The sequence below is a fragment of the Streptomyces sp. NPDC058683 genome (assembly GCF_042716195.1).
Classification (GTDB): Bacteria; Actinomycetota; Actinomycetes; order Streptomycetales; family Streptomycetaceae; genus Streptomyces.
The window spans coordinates 76,402-94,126 of record NZ_JBHXSK010000028.1; the positions used below are offsets into that span (position 1 = coordinate 76,402).

Here is a 17,725-nt window from a genome sequence, read left to right on the forward strand (position 1 = left end):
CCGGCGGCGCCGGGGCGCCGATGGTACTGGTGCCGGACCCGGATCCAGGGCGCGTCGCGCTGCCTCGTTGTAGTCAACTCGCTTGGGGATCGGTCCAGTTGCCGTTTCCTGCCGCGTTGCCGGTGACTGTGCCTGATGGTGCAGCGGTGATGTCCCCGCCGGCGCACCGGTGATGTCCCTGTCGGCGCACCGGCGACTGCCCGACGGGGCATCGGCCAGGTGCCCGGTGCGGTACCGGTAAGTTCGCCCGATGGCCGCTTCTCCCGCCCACATCGACCCCCGGCTCCTGCGTGTCTTCGTCGTCGTCGCCGAGGAACTGCACTTCACCCGCGCCGCCGCCCGGCTCTACGTCGCCCAGCAGGCCCTGAGCCGTGATGTACGGCGGCTGGAGCGGGAGTTGGGCGCCGAGCTGTTCCTCCGGACCACCCGGCAGGTCGCCCTGACCGCCGACGGTGCCCGGCTGCTGCCGTACGCGCGCCGGGTGCTGGCCGCCCAGGACGCGCTGCTCGCCGCGTTCGGGCAGGCCCGGCCGCTGCTGGTGGACCTCAACTCCCCGGGCCTGGAGACCGGCCGCCGGGTGCTGCACCGCGCCCGCGAACTCGCCCCCGACTGCGAGCTGATGGCCCGCTACGAGAGCGGGCTCACCGGAGCGGCGGCCGAACTCCTCGCGGGGCGGCTCGACGCGTCGTTCGGACGGTTCGCGGGACTGGATCCGGCGCTGCGCTCCGGGCTCGAACAACAGCCCGTACGGTTCGAACGCATGGCCGTAATCATTCCCTCCGATCACCGGCTGGCGGGCCTGGAGGAGGTGCCGCTGGCCGCGCTGGCGGGCGAGGCGGTGTACGCCGGCGCCGGGAACGAGCGCACCCTGGAATGGACTGACCTGGCCTTCTGTCTCTTCGAAGGACGGGATATCGCGGTCGCGCCGCCTCTGCCGCTGGCCGTCGGGGAGGAGGAGTTCGAGCGCATCATGACCAAGAACCGGAATCCGATCCTCGGGGTAGTGGGATTTCCGGCCATACCTGGGACGGTCTGGCGGCCCCTGGTCGATCCCGTCCCGTTGTCGCCCGTGTCGCTCGTGTGGCGAAAGGGGCTGGTCCATCCGGGAGTGGACGCGTTGCGGCGGGCGGCCGCCGAGATCGGGCGGGCGGAGGGCTGGCTTCAGCGGCCGGCCGATGGATGGATTCCAGCCAGTGATCAAGATGTGATGGACGACCACAAATGACACATCGAGAACGCGGCATCCCCCGGTGCGCTAGCTTCATGGCCCCGAGCGCGGAGAGCTAGAAGGGGGCGTTCGGAACCGGGTGGGGGCCCGGATCCGATGGCGTGAGCTCGGGTTCGTCAGCGCGCCCGGAACAGTCCCGTGGGGGGATGTACGCGCGTGAAAAATTGGCGAGAAGAAACCCAACCGGAATTGCCCCAGGTGGCCCTGGATGCCCGGGATGTGCCACTGGCGGGAGGAGACGAGCCGGGGGAGGCCGCCCAGGGCGCCGACGACTCGGCGACGACCGGGGGGACCGAGGAGACCGGCGGGACCGGGGCGACCGGAGCGATCGGCGGGACCGGGGCGACCGGTGCGACCGGCGGGACCGGGGCGACCGGCGTGACCGAGGTGCTGCGGGTCGGGGCGCTGCGGGATCCGTGGGGCGTGGTCCCTGGCGATGCGGCGCGCACGGTCCCGGCCGACGCGGAGGACCCGTTCTCCGTCCGGGACCCGGACCGGGTGCCCGCCCCGGACGACGTCGGTGCGGTCCGGATACGGCCGACCGGCGCGGCGGAGGTCTCCGACGCACCGGTCTTCGTCGACGCGTCGGGGCGCCGCAGCCGCCGCTTCCGCCGGATCGGGATGGCCGTCGGCCTCGCCTGCGCGGTCTACGCGGTGGTCATCGTCGTCACGCTGCTGTCCGGCAGTTCCGACGCGCCCTGGCTGCCGGTGCCCGGGCAGAACCACGACCGGCCGGCCGGCAGGGTCGACGACTCGCCGCAGCCCGCACGGTCCGCCCGGTCCTCGGACGACGGCGCCTCGGTGGCCGGTCCGGCCGTGAGCGGCGACGGTACGACCCCGTCGGCCCGCGCCTCTTCCCGGACGCCCGGGGCGGGCCCGAAGGGGGCCGGCCGGCCGAGCGCGTCGGCGTCCGCGGGGCCGACGTCGTCCGCCGGGACGACCGGCTCCTCGCCGAAGCCCGGGTCGTCGTCCGTGTCGCCCTCGCCGTCCTCGCCGGCGCCCACGTCGGACGCCCCGAGCCCGCCCGCGTCGTCGCCGCCGCCCTCGCCCAGCGATTCGGCCGCCCCGACCGGCGGGCCGGTCGCGGAGGGCGCGGCCCCCCGGACCGGGACCGGCACCTCTCCCGCCCCCGTCCTCTGATGGCGCCCCGCACCCGCGGCCGTACCCGTACCGGCACCGATACCGGCACCCGCAACGGCGCCCGTACCCGTCGTCGTGGGACCACCCCCGCACCGCCCGCCGGCAGTCCCCGGCGCCGCCGCCTGTCGATGCGCCTGACGCTGCCCGTGCTGGTGCTCGGCGCCGTGATGGCGATGCTGATGCTGCGCGGCTACGTCCACAGCGAGATCCTCGCCGACCACCGCGTCCGCCCCGAGGCCTCCTCCGACCGGGTCCCCGGGAAGATCCTGGACGGCGGCCCGGTCATCGACACCCGGGGCGGCCGTGCGACGTCCCTGCGCATCCCCGACCACCACCTGGTCCTCACCTTCGACGACGGCCCCGACCCGGCCTGGACCCCCAAGGTCCTGGACATCCTGAAGAAGCACCACGCGCACGCCGTCTTCTTCGTCACCGGCACCATGACCTCCCGCTATCCGCAGCTGGTCCGGCGCATGGTGGCCGAGGGCCACGAGGTCGGCGTGCACACCTTCAGCCACCCCGACCTGTCGTACCAGTCGAAGAAGCGCATCGACTGGGAGCTGTCCCAGACCCAGCTGGCGATCACCGGCGCGGCCGGTATCCGGACGTCCCTGTTCCGGCCGCCGTACTCTTCCTTCGCCGACGCGATGGACAACCGTTCCTGGCCGGTGACGCGGTACATCGGCAGCCGTGGCTACATCACGGTCGTCAACAACACGGACAGCGAGGACTGGCGCAAACCGGGCGTCGCCGCCATCGTCCGCAACGCGACCCCGCACCACGGCAAGGGCGCGATCGTCCTGATGCACGACTCGGGCGGCGACCGCCGCCAGACGGTCCAGGCCCTGGACCGCTTCATTCCGCAACTCCAGCACCGCGGCTACACGTTCGGCAACCTCACCGAGGCCCTGAACGCGCCGAGCGCCCACACCCCGGTCACCGGCCCCGACCTCTGGCAGGGCAGGGCATGGATCTCCCTGGTCCAGGCGGCGGACGGCGTCACGAACGTGCTGGTGGCCGGACTCGCGGTGGTCGGCGCGGCGGTGCTGGCCCGGTTCGCCCTGATGCTCTGGCTCTCCTTCGTGCACACCCGCAGGGTCCGTCGCAAGGGCTTCAGCTGGGGCCGGCCGGTGACGGAGCCGGTCTCCGTCCTGGTCCCCGCCTACAACGAGGCCAAGTGCATCGAGAACACGGTCCGTTCACTGACCGCGAGCGAGCACCCGATCGAGATCCTCGTCGTCGACGACGGTTCGACGGACGGCACGGCCCAGATCGTGGCGGACCTGGACCTGCCGGACGTCCGGGTGATCCGCCAGGTGAACGCGGGCAAGCCCGCCGCCCTCAACCGGGGCCTCGCCCACGCCCGTCACGACATCGTCGTGATGATGGACGGCGACACGGTCTTCGAACCGGCCACGGTACGGGAGCTGGTCCAGCCCTTCGGCGATCCCCGGGTCGGCGCCGTCGCCGGCAACGCGAAGGTCGGCAACCGGGACTCACTGATCGGCGCCTGGCAGCACATCGAGTACGTGATGGGCTTCAACCTGGACCGCCGGATGTACGACGTGCTGCGCTGCATGCCGACCATCCCGGGCGCGGTGGGCGCGTTCCGCCGTACCGCCCTGGAACGGGTCGGCGGCATGAGCGACGACACCCTCGCCGAGGACACCGACATCACGATGGCCATGCACCGGGACGGCTGGCGGGTGGTGTACGCGGAGCGGGCCCGGGCCTGGACGGAGGCCCCGGAGTCCGTCTCCCAGCTCTGGTCCCAGCGCTACCGCTGGTCGTACGGCACCATGCAGGCGATCTGGAAACACCGCGGGGCGCTCCTCGACCGCGGCCCGTCGGGCCGCTTCGGCCGCGTGGGCCTGCCCCTGGTCTCGCTCTTCATGGTGGTGGCCCCGCTCCTCGCCCCCCTGATCGACGCGTTCCTCCTCTACGGCATCGTCTTCGGCCCCACGCAGAAGACGATCGGCGCCTGGCTGGGCGTGCTGGCCGTGCAGGCGTTCTGCGCGGCCTACGCCTTCCACCTGGACCGCGAACGCATGACCCACCTCGTCTCGCTCCCCCTGCAACAGATCCTCTACCGCCAGCTGATGTACGTCGTACTCCTCCAGTCCTGGATCACCGCCCTCACCGGCGGCCGGCTGCGCTGGCAGAAGCTGCGGCGCACGGGGGTGGTGGAGGCGCCGGGCGGCGGCGTCGACCAGGCGAAGGGGAAGGCGGACGCGAAGGGGAGGCAGGCGGTATGACACAGGCCGAGACGGCTCCGGCCGAGACGCGGAAGGGCGGCACCGGCCGGGACCGCTACCTGGACCTGCTCCGCTCCCTGGCCCTGCTCCGGGTGGTGGTCTACCACCTGTTCGGCTGGCCCTGGCTGACCATCCTCTTCCCCTCCATGGGCGTGATGTTCGCGCTGGCGGGCTCGCTGATGGCCCGCAGCCTGGACCGTCCCGCGGCGCACGTGATCCAGGGCAGGCTCCGTCGGCTCCTCCCGCCGCTGTGGCTGTTCAGCGCGGTCCTGCTCGCCATGATGCTGATGGCCGGCTGGCACCCGCTGAAGGACCCGGACGTGGGGAGCGGTTGGGCCGGCTGGGGCAGGCTGATCGACTACGTCCTCCCGTTCGGCGCCCCGCCCTACCCCGAACACCTCGGCTCGGCCTCGGGTCTGCTGGACGACACGTGGGCGGAACAGGCGGCGGGCCCGCTGTGGTACCTGCGCGCCTACCTCTGGTTCGTGCTCCTGTCCCCGCTCCTGCTGCGGGCGTTCCGCAGGGCGCCGCTGCCGACGGTGCTGGCGCCGCTGGCGCTGACGGCGGTGGTCGGCACGGGAGTGGTGACCGTCCCCGGCGAGACGGGCAACGCCGTGACGGACTTCGCGGTGTACGGCGGCTGCTGGATCCTGGGCTTCGCCCACCACGAGGGCGCCCTGGCCCGGGTCCCGCGCTATGCGGCGGTCTCGCTGTCCTGCCTGGTGATGGCGGTGGGCCTGTGGTGGGCGTCGGGCCACCCGGGCCCCGAGGGCTGGGACCTGAACGACATTCCCCTGGCACAGGCGTGCTGGTCGTTCGGGGCCGTGGTGCTGTTGCTGCAGTACTCCCCGTCCTGGCGGGAGCTGCCGGGCCGCCTGCGCCGCTGGGACAGACCGATCACCCTCGCCAACAACCGCGCGGTGACCATCTACCTCTGGCACAACATGCTGATCATGGCAACGTTCCCGGTCATCGACGCGGCCTACGACCTGCCGTTCATGGAGTCCGACCGCGCGGCGTCCCTGCTGGACTCGACGTACGGCTTCTGGACGTTCGTGGTGGTCTGGCCCCTGCTCGCGGCGGCGGTGCTGGCGTTCGGGTGGGTGGAGGACGTGGCGGCGGGGAGAAGGGTGCGGGTGTGGCCGGACGGGACGCGCCGGGGACGGGCGCGCCGGCGGGCGACCTGAGAAGCGGCGGCCTCAGGGCTCTCTCAATGCCATTCCTCGGGATTGAGCGCGGCCCCCACGAATCCGTCCCCCGTGGTGACGGTCAGGTCGGGTTGCCCGACGCGGGCCGCGATCTCCGCGGGGTCGAAGTCACGGAATTCGAGGACGAAGTGTTCGACGAGGGCGGGTCGGTCCAGAGGGTCGCCGTCGAGGTCCACGGCCGAGTTCGCCCGGTCGGCGCCTTGGCAGAGAACCGATACGAACAGCGGGAAGTGTTCGGTCTGCAACAGGAGATCCGCGCCGTGCACGACGCCCGCGATCCCCACTCCTCCTCCCGTGACCTCACCGCACAGGTCGCCCAGGCAGTCGACCAGGGCATCGCAGTTCCGGCCGAAGTAGCCGGGGAAGCGGAGGGTTTCCGCGAAGGTGCGGAAGACTCCCTGTGCGGTCGTCAGATCGCGGGCGTCGAAGTGGTGGACTCGCCCACCCTTTGCTGTCAGCTCCGACAACTGCCGCCGGAGCTCGGCGGACTCCTCCGGAACAAGGAGCACCCAGGGGTCGGGGGTACTGCTGATACTCACCGGCGTTCCCCTCGACGTAGCTGTGCCACGAAGTCCCCGAACTCGTTCAGGGACTTCTCCAGATCCTCTCGCCCCGCGTCGTCCTCGGGCAGGAGGGGGAGCCGGGGCGCGGCGAAGCGCTCGGCCCCCGTGTGCACGGCGCTCGCGAGGTCCCCGGCGGACGAGCGGTCGATGACCGTACCGTCGTGGAGGGTCTCGATCGAGCCGTCCTCTCCGTGTCGCGCCGACGCACCTGGTCCATCTGGTTCATCTGGAGAAGCCGGGTGCCGTCGCCGGTCAGCGCCCCCGCGAAGTTCAGTACCGGGTTCAGCCGCCACGTCCAGGCACGGTCGAGGCCGTCGATCGGCGTGGCCCGCGGGAACGCGGTGACGGTGGCCTGGAGATCCATGGTCCCTTGCTTGCAGTTGCCTCCCGTGTGCGCCTTGAGGAAGGGCGGTCAGGTCCCGAGCGTCCAGTAGGGCGAGTCCGTCGGAGGCGCGGGGCGGACGCGCAGGGCGGACATGTCGAAGCCCTCGTCGTCGTCCTCGTCACCGGTCGGCAGGCGTCCGGACTCGTTCGGGTAGTAGTACAGGCCGTACGACCAGAACTCCGGGAACTCGTGGCACATGAGATCGGGGTACGCAGAGATCTCCGAGTCGTGATACCGCTCGTTGATCCTGGCCACCGCTTCCGCCCGAGAAATACCGAACCGCGAGATCATCTCGTTCGCGATGTCGCGGAAGTACTCGGCCATTCCCTCGTCGAGATCCATCAAGAATTCCGTTGTCATGGTGTCGGAGGTCCTACTCGTCGGAAAATGGAGCCAGTGAAGAGCTCGGCGGCCCTGTCACCGAAGATCGCGATCTGGTGCCCGTTCAGGACGGGGGGCTTCCCTTCCCTCAGGAATCCCTTGAGGTTACGCAGCATCGGCCCCTCGACCAGCTCGTAGTTGTGCATGGCGCCACCGTTGCGGTTATGCCGGATGAACTCGGCCACGTCGTCCCCCGGCCCGCTGAAGATCTTGCTCCGCAACCCCTCCAGCTGGGCCTTGGGTACCTTGAAGTGGATGACGGCCGGCACCCCGCCCCCGTCCGCCAGCTTCTTCGCCCAGTCCAGGGCCTGCCGGGCATCGTTCGTGACGTAGAAGCCGCCCTTCCCGAAGTCCATCTTGCGGGCCGAGGCCGTCATGTCGATCCCGTTCGCCATGATGCTGTCCGCGTGCTGGCCGACCGTCCCATGGTAGAGATCGACGAGACACGGAGCCTTGAGCCCCAGCGGGTCCTTCCACTGGAGCGGGTTCTTCACATAGGCGTGAGGGTTCGGGGCCGGGGTCCGCCCCAGCGGGTCAGGGCTGAGGTAACGGGCGGTGCCGGGCTCGTAGTAGCGGTGGTGGTTGTAGTGGAGCCCCGTCTCCGCGTCGACGTACTGCCCGGGAAAGCGCAGCGGGCAGTCGACCTGCGGGGCTGCCGTCGAGACGACGGGGACCCCCCAGAGCGTGGACGACTGCGTCCATACGACACCGCCCTCGGTGTCCACCATTTCCGTCGGGGTGCCCAGAAGATCCGTGACGATGGCGTAGAAGCGCTCGTCGATCTTCTCCTGGGACGTCCCAGGGCCGAGCGGACGGGCCTCACGCACGCGCTGCCCCACCGGCGCCGGGCCACCGGCCCAGTCCCAGACCGTACTGACGGTCCCGGCGGCCTGCTCGGCGAGATCGTCCTCGTCCCAGTAGAACCGAGTCTCGTCGAGGACGGTCCCATCGGCGGCGAGCATCTGTTTCGCCACCCGCCTGCCGACGGGGTCGTAGACGTAGTGCCAGCGACGGCCGTCCGGTGTCAGTACGTCCGTGAGCTGGTCCTCGGCGTTCCACGCGTAGTGCCACTCGCGCCTGCCCCCGGAGATGAGCCCGGTGACTCTGCGGACGACCCGGCCCTGATCGTCATGGTGATAGCGGGTTCGGCCGGCACGCTCGATGAGGGTGCCCGAGTAGCTGCGATCGCCGGGCCCCGTCTCCTCGTCCCGGACGGCTGCCGACGTGGTGAAGGCGGTGAGGTTGCCGACCGCGTCGTATCGGTAGGTCTCCTCCCGGCCGACGCCGGCGTGCACCGCTGTCACCCTTCCGGAGCGGTCGAAGGTGAAGGTCCGCGGGCCATGGAGGGAGTCGTGGATCTCGGTGAGCGCGCCGTCGGCACGGTGCTGGAAGATCCGCTGCCGGGTGTCACCGGCTGCGGTCAGTATTCGCTGGGTGGTGCGCAGCCCCTCGCTGTCCCAGTCCTGGGTCAAGCGGGCGGCCTCCCCCATCACCCGCTCGATCTCACGCCCCGCGACGTCGTACCGGAAGGTGAGATCGTGTTCCCCGATCCGCTGGACGACCTCTCGCCTCCCGAGCTGGTAGGCCCATCGGGTGACCGCGCCGCTCGGCGTCCTGCGCAGTACCCGGCGGCCCGCGGCGTCGTACTCGGAGCGGACCTCCCGGCCGTTCCACGACTCGGCGAGCAGACGGCCCGCCGCGTCGAGTTCCCGGCGCAGCTCGACCTCGGTGTTCCTGGCCCCGACGAGTCTGCCGCGCAGGTCGTACTCGTACGTGGTGGTGGCGCCGCCGGCGTCCATGGCGACGACGTTTCCGAGGACGTCGTGGCGCAGACGCGTGATCTCACCCGCTCCATTGGTCCGTTGGACGAGCCGCCCCGCCGCGTCGTAGCCGTAGGTGAGGTTACGGCCGTTGAAGTCCGTCTCGGCGACCAGCCGGCCGACCCCGTCGTACTCGTAACTCCAGGTCATCCCCGCGCCGTTGGTCACGCTGCGGAGTCTGAGCTCGCTGTCGTACGCGAAGCGTTCGACGCTCCCGTCCTCGTCCTCCCGCAAGGTGCAGAGATCGAAGTGGGTGTTCTCGTACCTGGTGTGCCTGCCGTTCGAGGAGCGGTACTCCAGGGGGTTGCCCTCGGCGTCGTACGTCCACTGCTCGGTGCTCCCATTGGGGAGGTGGCGCCACGCGAGCTGCCCTTCCAGGGTCCAGCCCACTCGCGTGACCGCGCCGAAGCCGTCAGTGAGTTCGGTGATACGGCCGAAGGCGTCCCGAGCGAGTCTCTCGGTCGCCCCCAGGACGTCGGTGACGCCGACGACCAGGCCCGCGGCATCGTTGACGAGCGTCTGCTGGCGCTCGCCGAGTGCGTCGACGATGCCGGTGAGGCCGCCTCGTTCGTCGAAGGTGAAGGCCGTCGTGGCGCCCAGGGGGTCGGTGACCGCCACACGGTTGCCCCACTCGTCGTAGACCGACTCCCACACGCTGCCGTCGGGCTGCGTCACCTTGGTGACGTGGCCGAAGTCGTCGTACTCCAACGACACCACGGCGCCGTCCGGGCGCACGGTCCGGGTCAGGTTCCCAGCAGCGTCGTAACCGTGGCGTGTGGTGTGACCGAGCGGATCGGTCTGTGCCACGAGCCGACCGAGATCGTCCCAGTCGCGCAGGGTGCTGTGCCCCAGCGGGTCGGTCTCGCGCAGGGGACGGTGGTTCTCGTCGAACACGTAGGTGATCGAGTGGCCCAGGGAGTCCGTGGCCGTCGTGGTGCGGGTGTCGGTGTCGTAGTGGTAGCGGTAGCTGAGTACGCCGTCGTCACCGCCCGTGCGGACGCAGCGGTCGTCGTCGTCGTATGCGTAGCGGTACCAGTCGCCTGTTCTGCTCTGCCAGCCCGTGACGCGCAGCCGCTCGTCGTAGCTGTAGCGCTGAGGTACGGAAGAGGAGTCGACGACGTCCGTGAGACGGCCGTCCGCGTCGTATCCGTATCTCAGGAGTGTGGGCTCGCCGGGCGCGCTGAGGAGAGCCAGGGCCGTCACCCGGCCGCCCGCCGTGCTGATGCCGACGCGGTACCCCCCGTGATGGATCAGTTCCGACGGGGAGCCGTCCTCGGCGTGGTGCAGGGTGAGTGTGTTGCCGTGGCGGTCCTGCACACCGACCAGGGGGAGTTCATTCGCCGGGCCGCCCGGTACGCGGCGGAACCGCAGCGTCGTGTCCGTCTCCGGCTGCCGCAGTGCGAAGCTCGCGTCGGGCGAACCGCCCTGCGTGAGCGGCCAGTGGGGGCCGAGTACCGGACCCGTCGTTTCCCCCGGCTCCGGAATCGCGTAGTACAGGACAGTGCCATCGGACGCGACGAACCGGATGCCGTCATCGTCGAAGATCAGCCGTTGATCAAGCGTCGAAGTCCAATTCGGTCCGAACCAGCCGCCGGCCTGAACTCCGGTGCGGTGGCTGCGCTCCACGACGACCGGCAGGACACCGGGCAGGGACAGGTCCGCGATCGACATGACCATCTGCCCGGTGGCCATGTCGATGGGGTCGCCGCAGGTGAAGAGACTCTTCATCTCCCGGCCCAGGCCCTTGAGCCTTGGCCCCATCCCCTTCAGGGCCAGCTCCATACCCTTCAACCCGCCCTTGAGGTTCTTCAGCCCCTTCATTCCCTTGGCGAGTTTGCCGAGGCTGGTGATGCCCTTGCCGCCGGGTATGCAGTCCAGGGCGGCAAAGGCGACATCCCATAGGGACGCTTGCCCTTTGGAGTATTTGTAGAGCGTGTCCGCGAGCACGACGAGCGCGGCGACGAGGACGATCGCACCGAGGATCGGCCCGCCGATGATCAGCGCGATGATGCCGACGACCGCGACGACGACCTTGCAGACGGTGACGATGGTGTCCCAGTTGTCCTCGAACCAGTGACCGACGTCCTGCCACCAGTGCCGGTTCGGGATCCCCGCGTCGGAGGCCTCGTCGATCTTCCGCTTCGCCTCACCCGCCGCGTCGTCCCGCATCTTCCGGGCGTCCTCGGCCATCTTCTTCGCGGCATCGAGGGCGTTCTGGGCGGTGGTGACGTCCGACTGGGCTGTGGTGTGGGCGGACTTGGCGCTCTGCACGTCGCGGGTGGCGGCCCGCACCTTCGCCTCGTCCGGCTTGTCACCGTCCGACTTGCTGCCGGTGGGATCGTCCTTGTACTTGTCCGCTTCTTTGCCGGCGCGGGTCACCCACGAATCGGCCGAGGACAGCCGGGACTTGGCGGAGGAGAGATCGGACTGGGCTTCCTTCGCCTTGGCGAGCGCCTTGTCCGCCAAGGCCTGCGCACGCTCCAGCTTCGGCCAGTAGTCCGTCAGCGCGTCGCCGCACATCTCGTACGACTTCTTCAGCTTCTTCAGGTTCTTCGGAACGTCCTTGAACTGCTCCTTGAAGACGTCCGCGGACTTGCCCGCCCACTGGAGCAGGGTGTCCTCGCCGGCCATGCCCTTGACCAGGCGCAGGGCGTCGGAGACGTCGTCGGCGAAATCGTGGAGCTGTGTGGCGAGGGAACGGACGCGTTGCGGGTCGCCCGGGGTCGGGTCCCTGTCGAGGTCGAGTGGATGCCAGTCCGCCGGTCGGTACCCCGCCATAACCCCGCAACCCCCGTCGCGTCCGCCCCATCAACAAACCTGTGCACACGTGAAGTTACAGGCCAGGCCGGTTTGAGGTGAAGGGTGGTCCGTGATCGGCACGCGGGAGCCGACGCCGCCTCCGGGCTGCCTGACCCGGTCAACAGTCCTTTGCGTGGGTCAACTGAGGGGCGTCGCGATGTCACGGGACGGCACCAAAGCTGTGGTGAGGGCGTTGAGTTGCCCGACTATGATCTGCTATACGGGTTTCGTGCGGGCGGGTCGCAGTAAATCGCTCTGGTGCGTTCCGGATGGGCCCCGATACCGTATTCGCTGCTTCGCAGACCCCAACCGCCCCACCAGGAGCCCACCGTGACCCGCCGTTCCCGCCGCCTGCTCACGACAGTCACCGCCGGTGTGACGGCCGCGCTCCTGCTTGCCGGCTGCGGCGGAGGAGACGGAGACAAGTCCGACTCGAACGACAAGATCGCGGGCGCGGACACGGGGGCTTCGGCTTCGGCGTCGCCGAGTGCTTCGGCGTCCGAGGTCGCGGGTCGTCCGAAGATCACGTTCCCTTCCGAGTCCAAGAACGTCTTCGAAGACGCGAAGACGGGAGATGTCGCGAAGGATGCGGTCCTCGCTGACAGCGCTCTCGGTACCAACTCCGTGGACGAGGCGATTTTCAAGGGGAGCACCGCTACTGAGGCACTGGGGTTCTACAACACCGGAAAGGCCTTGGAGTCGTCGATCACATACGTGCAGGGTTACATCGATGACGGCGACACATGGATCGGGGAAGTCCGTTTCTTCGACCGTAAGGTGACCCTTTCCGGCGCGAACCAGGCTTATGTCACCTACTGCTCCGACGAGAGCAAGGCCTTCATCAAGAACAAGAAGACCAAGAAGGTCGACAAGTCGCCGGCGACCTCAAGGTCCTACGTGCTTTACCACACCAAATTGGTCAAGAACGCTGAAGGTGTCTGGCAGACCACCGACATCGTTTCCAACAGGGGGGACAAGGCGTGCCAGCCGTAGGGAAGTTGGCGAAGGTCACAATAGTTCTGACGCTTGTCGGCGCTCCCGTTTTCGCGTCACAGACGGCTTATGCCGACCTTGACGATCACGGGAGCAACGGTCAAACACAGGAGCACGGAAACTCGTCCCCGGACGGCAAGCTCTCCTCGACCGTCGGTGTGATCCAGTACGACCGTTCCAAGAACGGCTCGGGTAGTTCCGTCGGCCCCGTCACTCCCATCACGTCTTGGACCCCGCCGGCGTGCTGGTACGCCCCGAAGTACTCCCCGGCGGATCTGCAGGCGTACCTGGAGCCGATCTGGGAGGCCGGTTCGACCGGTGACGCGTGGGACGCGACTCAGCGGGACCGGTACGTCAACGGCCACCCCTACAAGGACTTCAACAAGGACGAGACCGGCAAGGGCTACTGGTGGGACTCGTACGTCAACAAGTCCTTCCCGCCCGGCTGGGACAAATGCGATGAGCCCTACTTCTGGGTGGCTACCGGCGACGACCCGCCGGCCAACATCGCGAACACCGTCACACCTGAGATTCTTGCCAAACTGGCGTACAACGAAATCCGCGTGCCCACCAAGGACGTGAGTCTGGCGCCCGCGAACACGACAAAGGTCAACCTCCCCACGTGGGCGTGGCTGGACGGGGCGACGTTCAAGCCGGTGTCGGTCACCGCGCGTATCGACGCCCTGGGCATGTGGGCGACGACGACCGCCAGACCCGTCGCCCTCAAGATCGACCCGGGTACGTCCGACGCGGTCACCTACCCGGCGTCGGGTGTCTGCGAGATCGACAACGGCACGGTGGGGGAGAAGTACAGCACGGGTGACGCCGACAGGACGCCACCCTGTGGAGTGAAGTACCTCCACTCGTCCGGCGACGGCTCGTACCAGCTGAAGGCCACGGTCACCTGGCAGATCAGCTGGACCGGCAGCGACGGCGGCGGCGACAAACTGCCCGACGGCACCTTCGGCCGGTCTCAGGATGTCGTCGTGCAGGAGATCCAGTCCGTCAACAGGTGAGTGGTGGCCGGCCGGAGCCCTCCGGCCGTAGGGGGCGTCGTGGGTGACAGGACCAGGATCGACGATCTCGACGTGCTCAAGAGCGTGGCCACGGGCATCGAGAAGATCGTCGAGGAGCTGCAGAGCCTCGACGACAAGGACACGTACGGCTGGAGCCGAGAAGTCGTCGGCCATGAGGAACTCACGGACCGGCTCGACGACTTCGCCGACAACTGGGACTACAAGCGGGGGAAACTCGAAGGGGAGTTGTCCAAGCTCGCGGGAATCACGAAGGCCGCGGCCCAGGCCTACGAGCAGATAGACACCGACCTCGCCAATGCTGTCCGCAAACAGGAGAAGCAGCCCTAGCGGCAAGCAAGGGGGATGATGTCCCGACCGAAGGACTGGACACCGGTCGAGCTGGACTCCGACCCGGTGTCCGGTGACCCCGATGCCGTGGCGAAGCTGGGCCGGCGATTCCGCTCGGTGGCCGATGCCATCAGAAGGCAGACGGGCAACATCGAAGCCCTGTGCGGTGTGGACGGCTGGCAGAGCGATGCCGCGGACGAGTTCCGCAAGACGGCCGAGGGAACTGTCGGACGGCTGAAGCAGGTCCTGGACCGTTTCGAGACGGCTGCCGACCTCCTGGGCGAGCAGACGGACCAGCCGGACGAGAAGTACGCCTCCGTCCTGGCCTCCTCCCAGCAGGCCGCGGACAAGGCCCGCAACGACGCCGAGCGGGACCGTGAGGAGCGGGACCGTCTCGACAAGTCGCTCGACGCCCTGGACAAGTCCGCGGGCGACTACGAGCAGCAGAAGCACGACCTGACCACGAAGCGGGACGAGGTCGACGGTCGTATCAACGACGCCGTCAAGCGGGTGCACGCCGCCAAGAACGCCCGCAACCGGGCGGGGGAGAAGGCGGCCCGCGCTCTTGAGGCGCTCATCGACCACGACAAACTGAAGGACTCCACCTGGGAGAACATCAAGGGAGCGCTCAAGAGCATCGCGGACATCGCCGGCTGGGTGGCGACGGCCTGCGCCCTCGCCTCACTTTTGGTGGGCTGGATCCCGGTGATCGGCTGGGCGCTGGCAGGTGTACTGGACGCGATCGCCCTGCTCGCGACCGTGGTGTCCCTCGCCTGCCACCTGGTGCTCGTCTTCTCGGGAGACGCGAGCATCGCCGACCTGGTCCTGGACGGCGTGGCGCTGCTCACGCTCGGTTTGGGGCGGGCCGCGCTGAGCGCGGGCAAGGCGGCTGCGGCGGGCGTGCGGGGTGTGCAGACGGCGAGCCGCTCCGCGCGCGCGGACTTCCTCGCCGCCAACTCGCTGACCGGCAGATCGGCGAAGGCCGCCAACACGCTGAAGGGCAAGGCCACCAAGCTCGCCAACCAGGCCGCCGAAGATGCGTCACGCAGACTCGCGGGCGACTTGCCGGGAGGCTTCGGAAAGCTCGGGGAGTTCAAGCACGTCCTGAATCCCAAGGCGATCTATCAGGACACGGCAGACGCCGTGAAGGGCCTCAGGGACTTCAAGGACGTCGGGAAACTCTTCGGAAGGGATGCTTGGCGGGGAGCCCGGCCGTTCGGCAATCCGGAATGGGTCGAGTCCGGCAAGGCACTCAAAGAGGTGCCGATTCTCGGTAAGTTCGAAAGCATGGGCGGTGTGAAGTTCACCGACTATGTACGATCCGCCGGGCAGAGGTGGCTCGGTTACACTGCCGCGGCGACCGCTATCGACGGCAATGACAAGCTTCACGGCCTCACGGAGTGGGACAACCCGTACAACAAGTGGAAGACCGCTTGGACGGTGGGCTCGTGACGGTCAGAAGGATTACCACGTGAGTGACGACGTGCTGTGGCAGTGCCTGATCTCCGAGCCGGAGGGCAGTATCAGACTCCCCGTGGGAGAGAACGCGGAGTTCGAGAAGTGGGCCAAGCAGGCTGCCCGGGAGTATCTGGGCACGGATGCTCCCCGGGGTGAAATCCGCGAACTGGCCTCGGTACTGGCCCGGGTGGCGGCCACGGCTGATCTGGGTGACCCCACCTTCGCCTATGCCTATGTGATCGATGCGGCCAAGGCGTTGACCGCCGTCTACGAGGTGCACGACTTCGACGGGGACGGATACCGTTCCACGGACCGTCTTCCGGATCTCCTGGAAGCAGTGCTGCCCACGTCCCCCGAGCGCCGCAGCGTGACCGAGGTGAACCTGCCGGCCGGCCCAGGTGTACGCGTTCAGGAACTCCTCTCGGTCGAGACCGGTTCGCTCTTCAAGAAGAAGACGATGATGGAGACGGTCACCTATGCGGTGCTTCCGTCGCAGGTCGACAACATCCTTGTCTTCCGTATGACATGGACGAATCTCGTCTTCAGCGAAGCGCTCCTGGAGTTGGCACAGACACTGGCCGAGTCCCTGGAACTCGCCGAGATCAAGGAAGGCTGAGGAATGCCGGACGCCGTCGCCGACGGCCGCACCGACGGTGAGATTCACCCTCCGGGTGACTACGGCCTGCTCGTTCCGGACGGCTGGTTCAGGATTCCACTCGAACCCGACGGCTGGAAAGCGCCCATTCGCGCCCTGGCCGATCGGGTATTCGATGGTCAGGACGACGCCGTGCTCCTCAAGCGGGAATTCACCAAGGCCGTAGGTGCGCGCGCGGAAGAAGGTTACGAGAACGGCGGCGTCGAACTCTACATCTCGACGACCTCCATCGGACCGGTGCCCCTCTCCTCCTCGCTCCTCGTCACAGTGGTCCCGGCCGGGGAGGGCGTCCGCCTCGAAGCGAAGGGCCGGTCCCAGCAGGTCACCGAGGTCGTTCTCCCCTTCGCCGGACCCGCGACGATGCGGCGTACCCGCAAGGTTCCGGACGCCGAAGACCCGACCGGCAACCAACTGCCCGTGACCGTGGTGGACTACGCGGTCAGGGTGCCGAACACCCGGGCCGTCCTGCTGCTCACCTTCTCGACCTCCCTGGACATGTTCGCCGATGCCATGGTCGATCTGTTCGAGGCGGTCGCCAAGTCGCTGCACTGGAAGTGACCCCGCCGACCCGGCTGCCGCGGAACGGAAGGCAGCAATGCCCGCTGAAGGCAGACCGACTGATGTTCCCATGCCCTGCTTGTGCATCCTTTGGCAAGCAGATGCGGCCAATTGCGCTGGTGCCCCTGGTCCCGGCTACCGTTTCCGCTGCCTTCTTCGACATCGCCTGCCACACCAGGAGCCCACTGTGATCTACCGCCTTCGCCCGCTGACGACTGCCACGGCTGGTGTGACGGCCGCGCTGCTGCTGGCTGGGTGCGGGGGAGGGGACGGCGCGGAGTCGAACGACAAGGGGGCGAGCACGGGGACGTCGGCGTCGGTCTCTGCCGGCGCTTCGGCTTCGATTTCGGCTTCGCCGACCGAGTCGGGACGGCCGAAGATCGAGTTGCCCGCCGAGGACACGCTCACCTTCGCTCCCGAACGGGACTCCGACCCGGTCAAGGACGCGATCCTCAAGGACAACGCGGAGTTCGTCCGGGCCCTCGACATGGCCATCGTTGCCCGGAATCCCCGCCTCCCCGCTCTGGAGTACTACACGGAGGGAGAGGGCGCCGCGGCGGCTCAGCAGTGGGTGCAGTCCTTCGTGGACGGGGGACTGACGGTCACCGGAACCGTCCGCTACTACGACCGACAGGTCACCGTCGAGTCCAGGACCAAGGCGTCGCTGACCTATTGCGGCGACGAGAGCAAGGGCTTCAACAAGGTCGTCAAGACCGGTGAGGTCCAAAAAACGAAGCCCAACAAGGACAGTTATGTCGCGTACGGCGTCCAGGTCGAGAAGAACGGCACGGGAGTCTGGGAACTCATGAAGATCGTGTCTACTCGTGGTGCCGACAAGTGCCAGCCGTAACCCGGCGGCGGGGAGACCGGGGGAGGCCTCGCCGAGGGCCGGCCAAGGCCGTGTCTCCTTGATGAATG

14 protein-coding genes are annotated in these 17,725 nt (G+C 68.6%); 11 read left to right on the top strand and 3 right to left on the bottom strand.

The window, feature by feature from the left end; all coding sequences use genetic code 11:
- Positions 1 to 250: 250 nt before the first annotated feature.
- The 4 genes from ACFWXC_RS28930 (at position 251) to ACFWXC_RS28945 (ending at position 5,810) form a co-directional block, all read left to right on the top strand.
- A complete protein-coding gene (locus tag ACFWXC_RS28930) occupies positions 251 to 1,225 on the top strand; it encodes a LysR family transcriptional regulator (RefSeq protein ID WP_384483224.1) in 975 nt (324 codons plus the stop codon).
- Positions 1,226 to 1,417: 192 nt separating this feature from the next.
- Positions 1,418 to 2,368 carry a hypothetical protein gene (locus ACFWXC_RS28935; RefSeq protein WP_384483225.1) on the top strand — a complete coding sequence of 317 codons (951 nt, stop codon included), beginning with the start codon at positions 1,418 to 1,420 and terminating at the stop codon, positions 2,366 to 2,368.
- The gene (locus ACFWXC_RS28940) at positions 2,368 to 4,623 is read left to right on the top strand and encodes a glycosyltransferase (protein WP_384483226.1); all 2,256 of its coding nucleotides are present in this window, start codon (positions 2,368 to 2,370) and stop codon (positions 4,621 to 4,623) included. Before ACFWXC_RS28935 ends, ACFWXC_RS28940 begins: the two co-directional genes overlap by 1 nt.
- Positions 4,620 to 5,810: an acyltransferase gene (locus ACFWXC_RS28945; protein ID WP_384483227.1), complete on the top strand. Its 1,191-nt coding sequence runs from the start codon at positions 4,620 to 4,622 to the stop codon at positions 5,808 to 5,810. Before ACFWXC_RS28940 ends, ACFWXC_RS28945 begins: the two co-directional genes overlap by 4 nt.
- 23 nt (positions 5,811 to 5,833) lie before the next feature.
- Here ACFWXC_RS28945 and ACFWXC_RS28950 read toward each other — a convergent pair whose 3' ends face one another.
- The 3 genes from ACFWXC_RS28950 to ACFWXC_RS28960 form a co-directional block, all read right to left on the bottom strand.
- Positions 5,834 to 6,370, bottom strand: coding sequence for a barstar family protein (locus ACFWXC_RS28950; protein ID WP_384483228.1), 537 nt, complete (start codon positions 6,368 to 6,370; stop codon positions 5,834 to 5,836).
- Positions 6,371 to 6,806: 436 nt separating this feature from the next.
- Positions 6,807 to 7,139 carry a hypothetical protein gene (locus tag ACFWXC_RS28955; RefSeq protein WP_384483229.1) on the bottom strand — a complete coding sequence of 111 codons (333 nt, stop codon included), beginning with the start codon at positions 7,137 to 7,139 and terminating at the stop codon, positions 6,807 to 6,809.
- On the bottom strand, positions 7,136 to 11,758 hold the full coding sequence (locus ACFWXC_RS28960) for a DUF6531 domain-containing protein (protein ID WP_384483230.1): 4,623 nt from the start codon (positions 11,756 to 11,758) through the stop codon (positions 7,136 to 7,138). Before ACFWXC_RS28960 ends, ACFWXC_RS28955 begins: the two co-directional genes overlap by 4 nt.
- A 351-nt stretch (positions 11,759 to 12,109) precedes the next feature.
- On the opposite strand from ACFWXC_RS28960, the gene ACFWXC_RS28965 reads away from it, so the two are divergent.
- The 7 genes from ACFWXC_RS28965 to ACFWXC_RS28995 all read left to right on the top strand — a co-directional run bounded on the left by ACFWXC_RS28965 (position 12,110) and on the right by ACFWXC_RS28995 (position 17,657).
- Positions 12,110 to 12,772, top strand: a complete 663-nt coding sequence (locus tag ACFWXC_RS28965) for a hypothetical protein (protein ID WP_384483231.1) — start codon at positions 12,110 to 12,112, stop codon at positions 12,770 to 12,772.
- Entirely contained in the window at positions 12,760 to 13,788 is a 1,029-nt protein-coding gene (locus ACFWXC_RS28970; protein ID WP_384483232.1) for a hypothetical protein, read from the top strand. Before ACFWXC_RS28965 ends, ACFWXC_RS28970 begins: the two co-directional genes overlap by 13 nt.
- Before the next feature lie 39 nt (positions 13,789 to 13,827).
- Positions 13,828 to 14,136 carry a hypothetical protein gene (locus tag ACFWXC_RS28975; RefSeq protein ID WP_384483233.1) on the top strand — a complete coding sequence of 103 codons (309 nt, stop codon included), beginning with the start codon at positions 13,828 to 13,830 and terminating at the stop codon, positions 14,134 to 14,136.
- A gap of 15 nt (positions 14,137 to 14,151) precedes the next feature.
- Positions 14,152 to 15,588 carry a putative T7SS-secreted protein gene (locus ACFWXC_RS28980; RefSeq protein WP_384483234.1) on the top strand — a complete coding sequence of 479 codons (1,437 nt, stop codon included), beginning with the start codon at positions 14,152 to 14,154 and terminating at the stop codon, positions 15,586 to 15,588.
- Positions 15,589 to 15,607: 19 nt separating this feature from the next.
- Positions 15,608 to 16,210, top strand: a complete 603-nt coding sequence (locus ACFWXC_RS28985; protein ID WP_384483235.1) for a hypothetical protein — start codon at positions 15,608 to 15,610, stop codon at positions 16,208 to 16,210.
- 3 nt (positions 16,211 to 16,213) lie between these two features.
- Positions 16,214 to 16,807 (top strand): hypothetical protein, encoded by a 594-nt coding sequence (locus ACFWXC_RS28990; RefSeq protein ID WP_384483236.1) that lies wholly within the window; start codon positions 16,214 to 16,216, stop codon positions 16,805 to 16,807.
- Positions 16,808 to 16,994: 187 nt separating this feature from the next.
- Positions 16,995 to 17,657 (top strand): hypothetical protein, encoded by a 663-nt coding sequence (locus ACFWXC_RS28995; RefSeq protein ID WP_384483237.1) that lies wholly within the window; start codon positions 16,995 to 16,997, stop codon positions 17,655 to 17,657.
- Positions 17,658 to 17,725 lie beyond the last annotated feature (68 nt).